Below are 15,555 nucleotides of genomic sequence, written 5' to 3' on the forward strand. Positions count from 1 at the left end.
CCGCCACCTCCTCCGCCTCCACCGCCCCCGCCGCCTCCAGGCGAGATTGCAGTCGGCGAGACCGAAGCTGAAGTTCTCACGCTCGGCGGCGACTATGAGATCGAGGACAACGCAAATGCGTCCGGCGGGCAGGCTATCAAGTCGACCGGCACCGGCACCGCGACAGGCGCCTTCACCGGCGAAGACGGCACCTACGAATTTGCCGTCAACTTCTTCAACGAGAATGACGGCGCGTCAGAGTTCGCAGTCTACGTCAACGGCGTCGAGGTCGAGACATGGACCGGCGCAGGTGGCTCCAGTGGATGGGTCATCGACACGCACGCCTTCCAGCTCGACCTCAACGCGGGCGACGTGATTACGATCGAGGGCTCCAAGAATGCCGGTGAATATGCACGTATAGACACCATAACCGTAACCGATGCATCCTTGCTGCCGCCTCCGCCGCCACCACCAGCAGCGGATATTGGACTTGGCCGCACAGAGGCAGAAGACCTGATCCTCACTGATGGGTTCATCACGGAATCCCGTTCGACCGCTTCGAACGACGCCGTTATACGCGCGGAAGATGGCGCAACCACCAGCGTCGCCGAGGGACAGTTCACAGGTGCTGACGGCGACTATCTGGTTCGCCTATCCCATCTTGATGAGAGCGACGGAGTCTCGGCCTATCAGATCAAAGTAAACGGCCAGGTCATCACAAGCTGGCTGGCAGATGCAGATAATGATGTGTTCAATATTCATGAAGCTTCGGTCGCTCTCGAAACCGGCGACCAAATCTCCGTGGAAGCGGTCTATGATTCAGGCGAGAAGGCCCGGATCGACTGGATTGAAATCGTCGAAGACGATTCAATCGCCCCAATTTCTCACACACTCAACCCGGAAGATTACGATTATATCGCCTTCACCGGTCAGTCGAACGCCGAGCGGTACTTCTATCGCCACAAGGATGACGAGAGCCCAGGCGATATCGGATCGGTTGTGTTCGAGGACTCCATCGAGGCCTATCTCAATGGTGACACCACGCTGATCAACGCCGCCAAAGGCGGCAGCGGCTCCAACCCACTGGCCGATGCCAATAGTTATTGGTGGAATGTGGATACAGATTCCCCGGGGCCAGCGCTGCTAACCGCGGTTTCAAAGATAGATGCAGCCCTCAATGCGGGCGAGGATCTCGACGCCATTATCTGGGCACAAGGCGAAGATGATGCGCGCGCGATTGATGGAAGCAACACTTCTTCAATTGTCGACGCTCTGATCGACGCTACGACGAGCGTGTTCGAGTATCTCTGGAACCGGTATGGCACAGACATCCCCGTCTTCATTCAGGAATTGGGTGACTTTCCGGAGCTGGGCCCCTGGCTCGATGGCCCCGAAGGCGCGCTGTCAGCTATCCGGGATGCCCAAGCCTACATCGCATCACTTTACGACAACGTTTATATCGGGGCGACGACCACGGATGTCGATGAGCAAATGGACGATGGAATCCACTTCAATGTGGAAGGATTTGGTCTCATCGCCGAAGAACTTGCCGAGACCGTCGCAAATGTATTGACGGGTGAAGTTCTGGCGTAAATCGTGCACTCATCATTTCGTCTGGCACAGTCGAGAGCACGATATGCGAATACTCATTGCGAGCGCACACCCCTATATTCCGCAGATTGCGGGCGGCGCCCAATCCAGCACGCATGAACTCGTTCTGGAATTGCGAGCTCGAGGGCACAACGTCAACGTATTTTCAGGCCTGACCGGAGACGGTTGGCTCGGCTTGCGTCATCGTACAATGTTGAAAGTGAAGTCTGGAACGATCGTCAGCGATGACGTGTGCGGCTACACCACTTATCGTGCTTGGCACCCTGTGGATTCAACATCCGAAGTCGTGGACGCATTCAAACCCGACGTCGTGATTCTACAATCAGGGTTTCCAGCCCGGCTGGCGAAAGGCTTCAAATCCCGGAATGTACCGCTGGTTTTCTACCTGCGAAATGTAGAATTCGAAGATTTGGGGGGAGACCTCAAAGAGTTTTCAGATTGCCAGTTTATTGCAAATTCCGAATTCACGGCGCGAAAGTTCGATGACGCATTCGGCGTGAAGTCGGAAATCATCTATCCTCTCATTCGTCCAGAAATGTACCAGACGGAAACGCGGCGTGAGTCTGTCCTGTTTGTGAATCCGCACAAGCACAAAGGACTCGACATCGCGCTGAATTGCGCCCGCGCCTGTCCCGAGATCCCGTTCACGTTCCAGATGACCTGGACCCTATCCAAGGAAGACCTCGACGAACTCAACTCCGCGCTGGCGACTCTTCCAAACGTTCGGGTTCAGGCCCGGACCCAGGACATGAAGCAGGTCTATGCCGAAGCCAAGATTGTGCTGGCCCCAAGTCGATGGGAAGAGGCTTTTGGACGCATTTCGGCTGAGGCTCATATCAACGGAATTCCTGTTGTAGCATCGGCCCAAGGCGGATTGCCAGAATCTGTAGGACCCGGCGGGGTTTTGATCGATTTGTCAGAGCCTGAAGAAACCTGGTCAAGCGCCCTGAAGAGATTGTGGACCGATAAGGCTCATTACGATCAACTGGTCCAGGCCTCACTAGACTATGCAGCGCGCCCTGCCCTGCAACGCGATCATCAACTCGATACACTGGAAGCGGTGCTCGGACGTGCAACGTCCCTGGCCGACCAGTAACCCGCCCTACCGAACAGGACACACCATGAACCTATTGTTCGTCACTGCTCATCCGCATACACCGCAAATTGCAGGCGGATCACAATCCAGTACGCATGAATTGTCGCTGGAAATCATCAAACGCGGTCATGATGTCTCAGTACTGTCCGGCCTCTACCACAAAGACCGGCTCGGTTACCTTGTACGGGCGGCGCTCAAGCTGACGCCTATGAAGTATACGCGCGACAAGCTACCCGGGTATCCTGTTTATCGAAAATGGTTTGTCTGGGAAGAAGGTGACGCGGTTCTGAAACAAGCCAAGCCGGACGTATTGATTGTCACAGCGGGCAAGCCCTTCAAGACCGCAAAGCATTTCGCCCAGTTTGGCATTCCACTCGTAGTCTACGTCCGAGACGTGGAATTCCACAAGTATGAAGCCAGCCCTGCCGACCTCCCGGCTTCGACAATCTATGTTGCGAATTCCCAATTTACTGCGGATGCTTACAAGGAAAAGTATGGCATAGACGCGGTACCCATTCCGCCCATGTTCATGGCCGAGCGCTATACCTGCGATCATGCACCAGAGGTCGTCTCCTTTATTAATCCACACCCCAAGAAAGGGCGCGATATTGCGTTCCAGATCGCTGAACGCTGCCCTGATATTCCGTTCGAGTTTGTTGAAGGCTGGCCACTTCCCGAAGATGTCAGCAAACAGAATGTCGAGTGGGCACGAAAATGCGGAAATGTGACTCTGAAGCCGCGCACCAATGATATGCGCAAAGTCTATTCCAGAACCAAGATCCTGCTCATCCCGAGCCAATGGCAGGAAGCCTGGGGGCGCATTGCATCAGAAGCTCACTTCTCTGGCATTCCGTGCGTCGCCACAAAAATTGGAGGCTTGTCGGAATCTGTTGGCGAGGGCGGTATCCTGATCAGCCCGGACGCACCAATCGATGACTGGGTGACGGCGGTGAGGAAGCTTTGGGATGACCAAGGATTCTATGCGGCCATGCAACAACAGACGCGTGATTATTCCAAGCGTGATATCCTGAACAAAGATCACCAGATCGACACGCTTCTGGATGCGTGCAACCGCGCGAAGGCAGCTTTTACCGCCGAACCAGAAGCAGCTGCGACAGCGAACTGATAGACACGACAGTTAGGTGAAAGAAACCAGCTCTGCGGGTCTCAGGTTTCCGAGAGTGACTGTCCGATCTTCCGCCGCCCCAGCAAACGCAAAACGAGATTGCGGCCGCTCCGCATAACGGGATAAAGCACGCGTGCTCGCTTGGGGCTACGAAATACCCAGCCGTTCAACTTGTTGAACACTGTCACAGGACTGCTGATCATCGACAATATGTGGATGCAATCATCCCCATAATACCATTCGCCACCGATGCGCGCGGCCATACCCTGATCCATATCGTACTTGCCGCGGGCGAAGATAGCCGTTTCATCGGACGACCGGGCATCTATCAGACGGACAGTCCCCACCGACTCGCGTATCCGCAGCATCTTCACATACTGGCTACAAAACGGGCATTCACCATCATAGACGATTACATTTTCAGTCATTTTGATCGCCGCTAGTTTACCGGAATGATGTCGGTTTTTGTGCTCACCAGAACATCTCGCTTGAATGCGCCATCTTGCCAGTCGAGACACACCGTTTCGACATTGTAACGATAGCCTGCGATGTTTTCCAGATTCAGCGCTTCAAACCCCTTGTATCTCACCGGCATGGAATAATGATGGTGAGGATATAGGTGGTAAGACGGCATTTTGCCCGATTTAATTTTCTGCTGCAGCATCATCTGGTGATGAGAGCCGATGAAGCTCGACGCGGCTCCGGCATCAAAATCGACGATAGACGCATCATTTTCGTACGGTGAATGATAGGAGCAAGTCTTGGTAGCTTTCATGATATCGTAATTGGCGATTTCGTCCGAGTGAACGCCGATGCCAATCTGCCCCCATTGCGACGTCGGCACGTGACGAGACGGTCCGCGATGCTCGCGATATCCAAAGTTACGTGTGTACATGAGATAAGAAGACTGCCGGAAGAAGCTATTGGGGACCCGGTACTCTTCACCTGTATCGGTGATCGCGGTGAAATAGGAATCTCGCAATTCCCGGCTATCATACCAACCAAGGCGTGCATTGTAGAAAACTGTATGTCCCATGATCGTGACAAGTACGCCAGCAATGATCGCCTCCTTGGGAAGTCGATCCATCTTCATCGCGACAAAAGCCGATGCGAGAAGGCTGTTCAACAAAATCCAGGGAACGAACAACGCGCCGGTCAGCAGAAAGATTGCGATGTGCATCATGTCGAAGAAGACGGTGAAGGCCAACATGGTTCGCACGCGCAAAAAAGCGAGGAAGCACAAGAACTGCGCCGCCAATGTTACGACGTTGAGATACGGCTCGACTGCGCGAAGAACTGAATATGCAAAACCGAAAAGCCCGGGCGCATACGCCCCTGGTGCGGCACCGACATTATAGCCAGCCAACATCAGAGAACTGGTTGGATTGTCAGAAACCCAAGCAAAGACACCTCCATCAAGGTGAATCTTCGCCAAGCCAGACATGAAGTAGTTGCCCAGATGAGCGCCGACCGCCATGCAAAGAATGATGAGTGGCAACGCGGTGATGCCCTGCTGAATACCCGTGTGAAAGCGCTCCGGGATAATCTGCTTCCGCTTGGCGATCTCTACCGCTTTTACGAACAGGCCAAGCGCCACAACCGCACCGGCCGTGAAGACAAGCACTTCCACAAGCGGCGCATAATCATTGCGACCGAGTTCCTTCGCGCCAGACAGAACCCGTGTCAGGTCCTTGTGGATCAATAGATACAAGGGAGGTAACAGCGCCAGGGATGGCCGAAACATGGCGGCAATCGTGGCGGCGAAAACAATGAATGGAACGACAACAATAAAGTTTCCAGCGCCGCTCTGAACGTTCTCGTTTACACTCGAAAAATCCGCGCCCAACCACAGGCTGTAAAAGCCGAGGAAGAGGGCGAGACCCTTGATGATTATACGAAGATACTTTGGCACATCATCATACTTGATGATGGCAGCCAGCGCGCAGCAAACTGCGATTGCAATGTAAATCGCAAGCGCGCGTTCAGGGTGCCAAGCGGCCGAATAATTGGCAATGAAGTTGAAAATCGGAACCAGCAACAAGCTTGCCAGCACAATGATGCCGATTGTCCCAAACTTGATGATTGGTGTCAGATTGTCATCGTCGGATAGGTTGGATCTATGCCCGAGTGTTGCCCACCGTAGCCCTGCCATTTTATTGTCACCCCACTAGGTCTCCGAAGCAGCGTTCCTCTACCCGGAAACAGAAATATACATTACGACCATTTAACACGCCGAAGAGTTTATCGGAATGGAAAACCGGCCCGGTCAGACTAGTTTTTATTGATAATTACTACTGATCGCTTCAGCGAAATAAGTATTAGTCCGTATTCATCTTAAAAAAACTCTGAAACGATAACGCTAACGAAGGGATTTGCGTCAGGATCTACCCGACGCCTTCTTCATGAGCGCGTATCCTCTGTCGCCCACAATTGAACGAACAAAATTCTTCATCGACTGTTTGTTTGACAAGGGCGTCTTCTGAAGCACAATCCGCCGAGGCAACCCTTTCATGGATTGCTGAATTGTGCGCAGATCACCGCTGGCAGGCATATGCATTTGCTGCGTCTCAATGCATAGCGCTGGCTTGCCAGATAGACGGGCGATTTCAACCGCTTGATCGTGTTCGCTTTCAATGAACATAATGCTGTTCTTGTTGCGATAGACTTCCGCCTTGAACGACCCATGCGCCTTTGCTTTCTGGCGGGCCTCCTTGTTTGGCAGGTCTAGCATGTTGAGCGACTCGTACTGGATGCCCCACTTCTCGAGCCAAGCTTCCGTTTCCGGGCGATACTTTTCAAGTCGGCTCGTTACCAGATGGCCTAATGGCTTTGTCGGACGATTCAGCGGTATCGCGTTGAGGATAAATTCGCGATAGCGGTCGCCGTCATCATTTTGCTGGGCCGTGGGGTCCAGGCAAAGGACGCCATCAATATCGATGCAGCATTCCTTAAGCAGGCCGTGGTGGAAGAGGTTCCATTGAAAAATTCGCGGCTGGGGTACAGCGTCCAGAACAATGTCGATATCCGGGTGCGTCATCTTGGGACCGAAAACGGCACAATACGTCAGATTGTATCCTTCAAGTTCGACATCCAGCCGCTCCTTTACAGCGCGAATGGAATTGCCGTGGAACACGCTGTCATCAATCACCAGCACATTCTTCATCTCGGCGAAGGTCTTGTTCACCGCCGCACCGCGACGCGTGCGTCCCGAAGCCATGACGCGCCCCTCAATCAAACCTTCAACATCCGTGATGGGCAGGTTCAGCAAAAGGCCAAGGAAGTTCGCCGGAATCAAGCCGCTGCGCGGAACGCCCACGATTAGATCGATGTTGTCCGGCAACCGGCCAAGCCCCATCGTTATGGCGTCATACATATCTGCGAGAGAGCGATAGTTCATTCCTGCATTCCCTTTTGAGCCGCTCGAGCCTGTCGCTTGGACTGAATGCTGTTCCAGACCATTTCAAGCAGTTCTCGCGCCATCGAAACCTTTTCTTTGAACAAGGTCAGAACAGCAAGGTATATGCCATAAGAGAGCGCCAGAAGCAGGCCAATTTGTAAAAAGCCGATCTGCTGGAACGACTGCCCCGTGAAATAAAGTGCAGCAGCTGCGACTGCCAACGCCAACAGGTGCGGCATGAGCAGACGCACGAAATCTCCGAACCTGACGGTCCCATTGCGGGATGCCATGAACCAGACATAAGGCGTCTTGAACACTAGATCGCCAATGGCATACGCCGCAGCCACGCCTACGGCCCCTTGGGGCAATCCCACAACGAAGGAGGTTATGGAAATCACGGCAGTAACGGCGCCGACCATGAGATAGTGCTTGCCTCGCCCCTGGCTGACGAACAGCCAACCCATGGTCGAGGTCATGACCTGAACAAGACCAGCAATTCCGAGCCACATGAAAACTGGCGCCGCCGGCACCCACTCCTTGCCCAGCAGGACGAGGAAAATTTCGTCGGCGAACAGTATGCCGACCAGAACGCCCGGCTGCGCGGCAACAAGAATAATGGTGACGGCCACAAAGTAAGCACGCTTGTAGCGCTCAGGCTGGTTCACATTACGAGAAAGGAACGGCACCATCACCCTGGAGAGCGGATAAGTAATTTTCTGCAATGGGAAGAGCAGAAGCTTGTAGGCCCGGTCATAGAGACCGAGTTCGACCGCATCATGAAAGCGCGCGATTAGAATATTGTCGGCATTTCGTGAGGCAAAGTTGAGAAGGTCAAATCCGGCGATACTGGAGCCGAACCCGATCATTTCCTTCATGCCCTCCGCACTGCCTATCTTCATCGGCTTGAACTTGCTGGCCATCCAGCTGGCGAGTGTGGAAACAGCCGCCGTAACAATCGTGCCGTAGAAGAGCGCCCAATAGCTTCGGGTCAGATAGGCGGTTGCGACCGCGACAATGAACCCGGCGAGCAACGAAACGACCTCGATGATCGCGATGGTCTTGAACGCGAGCTTGCGAGCCAACAAGGCGGCCGGCTGGGATTGCAGGCCCCAGACCACGATCGTTGCAGCATACGCGACCGCGAGCGCCTGGACTTCAGGCTCTCCATAGAAATCGGCAAGCAAAGGCGCACACGCCGCCATGATGACGGCCAGCAAAATGCTCATCGAAACGCTGAGCCAGAAAAGATTGCTCACAATCTGCTGCGATATCTGGTCTCGCTGTACCGTCGCCTGGTTCAGACCGAGTTCCTTGACCATGGCCGCGAAGGCGACGGCGGGCGCAACCATGGCAACGAGACCGAAGTCAGCCGGCAGCAACAGGCGCGCCAAGACGATACCCTGAACAAACCCCAGCACAACTCGAAAGCCCTGAGCGACGCCGGTGATCGCAGCTCCACTCGCCAGGCCCGCCGCAGTCGTATTGATATTATTGAGTTCGTCATCCTCGGGAGGCGTGTCGTTCTTGGACATGTTCTGAAATGGAGGCTTTCTCTGGCTCGTTCTCAATTCTGTTGCAGGCTGCTACAGTGCGAAATTCTGGCTGGTTAATAGTACAAGGACGTCACTGCCGGATCTCTATCTAGATTTTGATAATTTGATCCGGTTGATTTTCATTGCGCTCGTCATTGGAATGCTCGCTTGTTGTGCACCCATGGCGCTTGCCTTGCCTCAATTCCCCTTTTTCGGTCATGTCCCAAGTTTCCGGCGCGAACACGCCCGGGTTTCGGGAGACGCCCCCGTGTAGAAATGTTAGATGGTGAGCCTGACTATTTGGGGACGATCCCCTCTAGCATGCGAATTGCAAATATAGCGCCAGATGAATAAAGAATACCGGCGCTATCGGGTCTCTTTTCAGACCCATGCTGCAGCGCTGCATGAATGGGGATCAAAGGTGGGGTCATGCTAAAAAATCTGGCACAGCCGGAAACTGTGAATTCACAGCATTACGACTTTGTCGTGGTCGGCTCCGGCTTTGGCTCCGGTTTCTTTCTGTCGAAATTACTGCAGACAATAACCGGTCGAGTGCTCGTCATCGAACGCGGGGATTATAATGCCCATTCGTGGCAAGTGAACGAAAACCGGAACAGCTCGATCGACCGGGCAACGACTTATCGTTCCGACAGCGACAAGCCGTGGAACTTCACCATCGGGTTTGGCGGCGGGACGAATTGCTGGTTCGCCCAATCGCCCAGATTTCTGCCAAATGATTTCCGGCTGAAGTCCAAGTACGGCGTCGGCCAGGACTGGCCTGTCAGCTATGATGAGCTGGAACCCTACTATTGCGATGCAGAAACCATCATGTCGGTTTCAGGCGATCCGGACATGCACGGCATCGCGCCACGTTCGAAACCGTTTCCACAACCACCGCATCATCCTTCTACGCCCGATCAGGTGATGAAGGCGGCGCGACCCGACACACACTTTATTATTCCCACTGCTCGTGCCCGAGTTGCCACGGAAGGACGCGGCCCCTGCTGCGCCTCCTTGCGATGCATGATTTGCCCGGCCGATGCGAAGTTCACGGCCCAGAACGGCCTGATGGATGTGTATAACGACCATCGCGTGACGGTGATCCTGAACAGCCGCGTCACCAGCTTTGACTCGACGAATAATACGGTAAAGAGCGCGAGTTTCGAGTCCGCGGGAAAGACATTCTCGGTTACCGGAGACGTGTTTGTACTCGGCGCAAATGCCATTCATAGCCCTGCTATAATGCAGGCATCTGGAATGGCCGATGCGCTGACCGGTGCCGGCCTAAACGAGACTTATGGGGCTGATCTAGAAATCCTGCTGGATGGTATGGAGAATTTCGACGGTTCCACTATCACGACTGGCTTGGACTATAGTTTCGCAGATGGCGACTTCCGCGCCGATCGCGGCGCAGCGCTTATCTACTTTGAAAATCGTTGGAAGTTTGGCCTTCGGACAGAGCGCTCGAAATGGCGGCAGACGCTTCCAATCTCTATCGTTGTCGAAGAGATGCTTGAAGACGGAAATCGCGTCGAACTCGGCGAGAACGGAGAGCCAATCGTTCACTTCATGGGCGCCAGCGACTACGCCAAGAAAGGTTTGCAGGCAGCCATCGACGGTTTGGACGAGATCCTTCAACCCCTACCCGTAGAAGAGGTTGTGTTCCGCCGGATACGCCGGACGGAGTCGCATCTGCAAAGCACGATGCGCATGGGGTCCGATCCGGCAAGCTCCGTGGTGGATGGAGATCTCATTCACCACAAATACCGAAATCTCATTGTGGTCGGCTCGTCTGTGTTCCCAACATGTGGAACCGGCAACCCCAGCCTGACCGTTGCCGCTCTCAGCTTGAGGGCAGCTGAAAAGCTGACTGCGAAGGTGACCATATGACCCGGAACAGACTCTCACTTTCTCGCCGGGCCATGATTTTAGGCGGCGTTGGCGTAGCGGCAGCAGCTGGGGCTGGCACGGTTCTGCTGACGACCGATCAGGGGCATATCCGGCGCACGCTGAGACGGCTGGTCGGTCCGTTCAAAATGGACAAAGCGGAATTTGAGACCTTCGTACGAGACTTTCGGGAGGCTGAGGCTGCACCTTCCTTCATCAAGTCGGCCACGCTGCGCGGACTGGAATTGATTGGGCTCGGATCAACTGTATCCGGGGGCGGAATTCCGAAATTGTCTGATCATCAAGCCGATTTCGAACGCGCCCTGCTCACCGCCTTTATCGTGCGCACCGACTATACGTTGCTTGATGAGCCCGCCACTGAACCCACGACCTATCTCGGCTCCATGACGGCTTGCTTCAATCCATATGCCGAGTTTGCCTAGGGCAGGCACCTGTATGCTGGCGCTCATGCGGTGCTTGCACAATACCTTGAAAAGATTTGCGTTATGACTTCACAACCAATTCTCCCAAATCCTTCTTCGTCTGAGCAGGTGACGTTCTCAAACAGTCTTGCGAGCCTGAGAGGCACTGCCGCCTCTTTCGTCGTGATTTATCATGCATTCCTGTTGTTCAAGGTTTCTGGACTGGATACACCGCAACGGCACGGTCTCAATTTTTCTGAACCGTTCCACATGCTGGTTCACGGCCTGATCGGATTTTTCAACGGACCTGCCGCAGTTGTTCTCTTCTTCGTGTTGAGCGGGACAGTTCTCACGCTTTCCCTGCGCCGGTCGAAGGGCAAAGGACTTGCTCATCTGGCTGGCTATTATGTTCGACGTCTCTTTCGCCTGTATCCGCTACTGATCGCGGTGACATTGTTTGCTGCGGCCATGCACTGGCTGTATTTCAGTGATGCGCCCACGGCTGGGGCCACGAGCTGGATGAATGGATATTTCAACCAGGACCCCGGTCTCATAGAAACGCTTCTCAATGCCGTCGGCTACTCCAATAGCCTGAACTCTCCGGCGTGGACCATCCGGACAGAGATCATTGCATCATTTTTGATGCCTTTGTTTGTCGTTCTGACGCGTCGGCCGGCCCTTATAGCCGCTACGCTTGTTGTGCTGGTGGCGCTAATGTACGCACCGCTGCACATCGGCCATGTGAATGTCTATCTGATCGCATTCTTTCTGGGTGCTCTGATACCGAACTATGGACGCATGGTCGCCGACCTATATTTTCGGTTTCCGAAATGGTTTCGCTACCTTCTCATTGCCGGTGCACTTTTCGCTGGCATGTTCGTCCAGCGGATTTTCCGGCCATGGGTTCACGTGGACCCGTCTTCTGTTCTGGTCGTATCTCTTGCCGCAACATTTCTTGTCACCATAACTTTTTATGGTCGTAGTGAAGGCTGGCTGGCCTCCAAGAAGCTCGTCTTCCTCGGAGATATCTCCTACGGGCTGTACCTCTTGCATTTCATCATCTTGTTCGCATTCGCAGAATTGCTTGGGCCGATGCTTGGTGCCGATCCTTCACCTGTCTCTGCACTTGCCATGATGGCGTTCATTGCAGCCTTGACGCTGGCAGTGACCATTCCGCTTGCAACGCTGAGCTATCACTATCTCGAACGCCCGCTGCAGGACCTCGGAAGAAAATATTCCAAGCAAATTCAATCGGCTGACAAGACCGCAGAACTGTCGGCGGCAAACACCCGGCCCGCTGTCGAGACGCCCTGAAATGCTCGCCTATTCTTCTTTGAACGATACGGCCGTGAAGTCTGCAAGTGGCTTGGTCAAGTATGACAGAGCCGTGCGCTGACCTGTCTGGATCATGGCGTTCGCTTGCATACCGGGCGTCAGCTCGGTGCCGACGCGCTCTTTCTCCTGCTCAGTCAGCTCGACGACAGCGCGGTAATACGGCGCGATGCCATCCTGTTCGACCAGGACATCAGCCGACACGGTCTTCAGAGTGCCTCTGACTTCGGGCGTACGAGACGCATTGAGCGAGGGAAAGCGTATCCGCACGGAATCCCCATTCTGCACCCGGTCGATTTCGCTTGGGGATATTCGGACGATCATCACCAACTCCTCCTCATCCGGGACGATGGATAGCAAAGGCGCGCCCGCACCAATCACGCCATTGACCGCATGCACATTCACACCAAAAACCTGCCCTGCATAAGGCGCAACAATTTCAGTACGAGCCAATTGGTCAGCCGCGTACTGGCGACGTTCCATAAGGTCTTCAATACCCAACTGGATCTCTTTCAACTGAGTCAGCACAGTCTCACGCGTATCGGTTTCCAATCTCGATATCTGCAGCCGGCCTTCCGCCATCGCCGTACGTATCTGAGCGATCTCCGCTCTATGAGACGCTTGTTGGCCAGCAAGACGTTCCTTCTCGCGCTTTAGCGCCAGCATTCGGCTCTTTGGCGCGTGCCCTCTTTCGAACAATGCCTCAAGCCCGTTAAGCTCGTCTTCAAGGATCAATATCTGTTGGGAATTCGAACTCATGAGGTCTTTCAGGCCCGCAACGCGTTCACCCTGTTGATCTATTTTGTATGAGAGCAATTGGACATCGGTTTCGAGTGCTTGAGTACGCGTGTCCAAGATGGCCTGCTGAGTTGCAATAACGCGCGCCACGCGTCGCTTGCCGTCCTCTAGAGTTTCCAGAAATTCGATTGTGGGGGTCCGGACAACGACGTCACCTCCTTCCCGCTCCGACAGCAACCTCGCCTCTTCTCCTGCCAGGGTGAACAATTGGGCCTCAAGGCTGGCAAGAGAGGCCGCAACACCGGAAGTATCCAGGCGGATCAGTGGCTGGCCGATTTCAACAGTATCTCCATCCGCGACCAGGATCTCCTTCACGATCCCACCTTCCAGATGCTGGACCGTCTTGTTGGCACCCGAAACCTGCACCGTGCCCGGCGCGACAACGGCGCTTTCGAGTGGCACGACCGCCGACCAGATGAACAAGCCACCAAACAACACACCAACTACTACAAGGCCCTGTACCATGAGCCTACGCAGGCCCAGGTCGATCAGCGTCAGACGGTCGCTATCCTCGAATACGATCGGACCCGTGGTCATTGCGTCTTGCCCTTCTCTATCAGCTTGATGCCAGTAGCGGACCGCTTCTGAGTTCGCAGAACCTTCGACAGAATTTCATCTCGCGGCCCGAGCGCCTGCACTTTGCCCTCATGCATCAACACTATTTTGTCGACATGGCGCAGCGTGGTTGGGCGGTGTCCGATTATCACAACAGCCACCTTCTCATCCTTGAGCAGCTTGAGTGTGTCATTCAGCGCCTCATCGCCCTCATGGTCGAGATTGGCATTCGGCTCATCCAGGATCACCAGCTTGGGATCAGAGAACAAGGCGCGCGCCAACCCAATACGTTGGCGTTGACCGGCCGAAAGACGTTCGCCACCAATACCCAACTCAGTGTTGTAGCCATCTGCAAAAGACTGGATCATGTCGTGGGCGTTCGCACGTTTGGCCGCAGCCACGATTTTTTCTGGGTCGGCGTTTGGACGAAGGCGGGCAATATTCTCACTGATGGTACCGGGTAAAAGTTCGACCGCCTGCGGCAAGTAGCCAAGCTGTTGTCCCAACTGGTCCGGCTGGTACTCCTTGATCTCGGCGCCATCAAGTCGCACTGCCCCAAGCGCATAGGGCCAGACTCCGGTCAACACCCTGGCCAAGGTCGTCTTGCCCGAGCCACTCGCTCCGATCACACCGACAATCTCGCCCGGCTCAACCGAGAACGAGATTGCTTGAAGAAAAGGTTTTTGCTGGCCTGGCAAGGCTGCGAATACATTCTCTACCAACAGCTTCCCGGTGATGGCCGGAAGGGTCATCGGCGCTGCCTTCTGCTCGGTAGCGCCCGTTAAAGACGCAAGCCGTTTTCGCGCGGCCCTGGCACGAACAATCGAACGCCATTGCGAAACTATTTGCTCAATTGGAGTAATGGCCCGCGCGCCGATGATAGAGCCTGCGATGATCACACCTGGCGTTGCAACACCAGCAATGGCGAGCACGGCGCCCGCACCAAGCAAGGCGGATTGCAAAAACATCCGGAAAGCACGTGTGGCGGCGGCGGCGGTATTGATTGTGTCAGATGTTCGAATAGCTGTGGCATCCGCTTCGGTGGTGGCATCAACCCATTTGTCACGGACAGTCTTTTGCATACCCAGCGCGTGAACCGATTCAGAACTGCGCCATGCATTCTGGGCGAAGACAGCGCCCGTATTGCTGACTTCACCAGAGGTGAGCAACGAGGCTTCGCTTGCCTTTTGAGTATATAGAGCCAGCGCAAAAATCACGGCTGAACCAATCAGGGCCAGTACACCGAGCGTCCAGTGCATGAGGAAGAGGATCAAAAAATAGAGTGGCGCCAGTGGCAGGTCAAAAGCCGCCTTGACCGTCGGGCCAGCCATGAATTGCCGAAGTTCCGCCAGGTCTTTCATTGCCCGACCGTCCTTGGCACCTGAATCCTGGAGTGATCGACGATGAATGGCATCGAAAACCAAAGGGGCCATTTCACGCTCAATCCGGGCAGCCACATGAACCAGCATCGACGACCGGATCGCATCAATAAGCGCGTATCCAATGAACAATACGGCGATTAAAGCTGTAAGCGCGATCAGCGTTTGCAGGGAACCACTGACCAGCACCCGGTCGTAAACCTGCAGCATGTAAAGCGGACCTGCCAGCATCAACACATTAAGGGCAACACTGAAGCCCCCGACTGCGAGAATAGCCCTGCGGGATTTCCGCGCCGTCTCGATCAGGGTTTCTTCATGACCCAACTGGTTCGGTCTTTGATTGGACACGCATCCACCTCTTCCGTGCGAGACGTCGTCACGTCAGCGCTCTATCAAGCAGACATGCACCGTCTCGCTGATCTTGTGCCCACCGGTTCGCAC

General features: G+C 54.6%; 12 protein-coding genes. 6 read left to right on the top strand and 6 right to left on the bottom strand.

All coding sequences use genetic code 11. The features are described from left to right. The 3 genes from B2344_RS14630 to B2344_RS14640 all read left to right on the top strand — a co-directional run. On the top strand, positions 1-1,572 hold a 1,572-nt coding region (locus B2344_RS14630; RefSeq protein ID WP_290485481.1), incomplete at its 5' end, for a hypothetical protein. A gap of 43 nt (positions 1,573-1,615) precedes the next feature. Continuing rightward, positions 1,616-2,686, top strand: coding sequence for a glycosyltransferase (locus B2344_RS14635; RefSeq protein WP_290483009.1), 1,071 nt, complete (start codon positions 1,616-1,618; stop codon positions 2,684-2,686). A gap of 25 nt (positions 2,687-2,711) precedes the next feature. Further along, on the top strand, positions 2,712-3,812 hold the full coding sequence (locus tag B2344_RS14640) for a glycosyltransferase (RefSeq protein WP_290485482.1): 1,101 nt from the start codon (positions 2,712-2,714) through the stop codon (positions 3,810-3,812). 41 nt (positions 3,813-3,853) lie between these two features. Here the strand turns inward: B2344_RS14640 and B2344_RS14645 are convergent, their stop codons facing one another. From B2344_RS14645 to B2344_RS14660, 4 genes are all read right to left on the bottom strand, one after another. Then, the gene (locus tag B2344_RS14645) at positions 3,854-4,240 is read right to left on the bottom strand and encodes a DCC1-like thiol-disulfide oxidoreductase family protein (RefSeq protein ID WP_206990696.1); all 387 of its coding nucleotides are present in this window, start codon (positions 4,238-4,240) and stop codon (positions 3,854-3,856) included. 11 nt (positions 4,241-4,251) lie between these two features. Beyond that, entirely contained in the window at positions 4,252-5,964 is a 1,713-nt protein-coding gene (locus B2344_RS14650; protein ID WP_290479604.1) for a hypothetical protein, read from the bottom strand. 225 nt (positions 5,965-6,189) lie between these two features. After that, positions 6,190-7,209, bottom strand: a complete 1,020-nt coding sequence (locus B2344_RS14655; RefSeq protein WP_290479605.1) for a hypothetical protein — start codon at positions 7,207-7,209, stop codon at positions 6,190-6,192. After that, entirely contained in the window at positions 7,206-8,741 is a 1,536-nt protein-coding gene (locus B2344_RS14660) for a lipopolysaccharide biosynthesis protein (RefSeq protein ID WP_290485483.1), read from the bottom strand. The genes B2344_RS14655 and B2344_RS14660 overlap by 4 nt, the downstream gene beginning before the upstream one ends. A 429-nt stretch (positions 8,742-9,170) precedes the next feature. On the opposite strand from B2344_RS14660, the gene B2344_RS14665 reads away from it, so the two are divergent. The 3 genes from B2344_RS14665 (at position 9,171) to B2344_RS14675 (ending at position 12,364) form a co-directional block, all read left to right on the top strand. After that, positions 9,171-10,631 carry a GMC oxidoreductase gene (locus B2344_RS14665; protein WP_290502204.1) on the top strand — a complete coding sequence of 487 codons (1,461 nt, stop codon included), beginning with the start codon at positions 9,171-9,173 and terminating at the stop codon, positions 10,629-10,631. Further along, positions 10,628-11,071, top strand: a complete 444-nt coding sequence (locus tag B2344_RS14670; RefSeq protein WP_206990701.1) for a hypothetical protein — start codon at positions 10,628-10,630, stop codon at positions 11,069-11,071. Before B2344_RS14665 ends, B2344_RS14670 begins: the two co-directional genes overlap by 4 nt. A 63-nt stretch (positions 11,072-11,134) precedes the next feature. After that, positions 11,135-12,364: an acyltransferase family protein gene (locus tag B2344_RS14675; RefSeq protein ID WP_206990702.1), complete on the top strand. Its 1,230-nt coding sequence runs from the start codon at positions 11,135-11,137 to the stop codon at positions 12,362-12,364. A 9-nt stretch (positions 12,365-12,373) separates the two neighbouring features. On the opposite strand, the gene B2344_RS14680 is transcribed toward B2344_RS14675, so the two are convergent. Together B2344_RS14680 and B2344_RS14685 are read right to left on the bottom strand one after the other, a co-directional pair. Next, the gene (locus B2344_RS14680) at positions 12,374-13,717 is read right to left on the bottom strand and encodes an HlyD family type I secretion periplasmic adaptor subunit (RefSeq protein ID WP_290485485.1); all 1,344 of its coding nucleotides are present in this window, start codon (positions 13,715-13,717) and stop codon (positions 12,374-12,376) included. Beyond that, a complete protein-coding gene (locus B2344_RS14685) occupies positions 13,714-15,462 on the bottom strand; it encodes a type I secretion system permease/ATPase (RefSeq protein WP_290483015.1) in 1,749 nt (582 codons plus the stop codon). The genes B2344_RS14680 and B2344_RS14685 overlap by 4 nt, the downstream gene beginning before the upstream one ends. Between the last annotated feature and the right edge of the window lie 93 nt (positions 15,463-15,555).

The organism is Hyphomonas sp. UBA3195, from assembly GCF_002366485.1.
GTDB lineage: Bacteria > Pseudomonadota > Alphaproteobacteria > Caulobacterales > Hyphomonadaceae > Hyphomonas.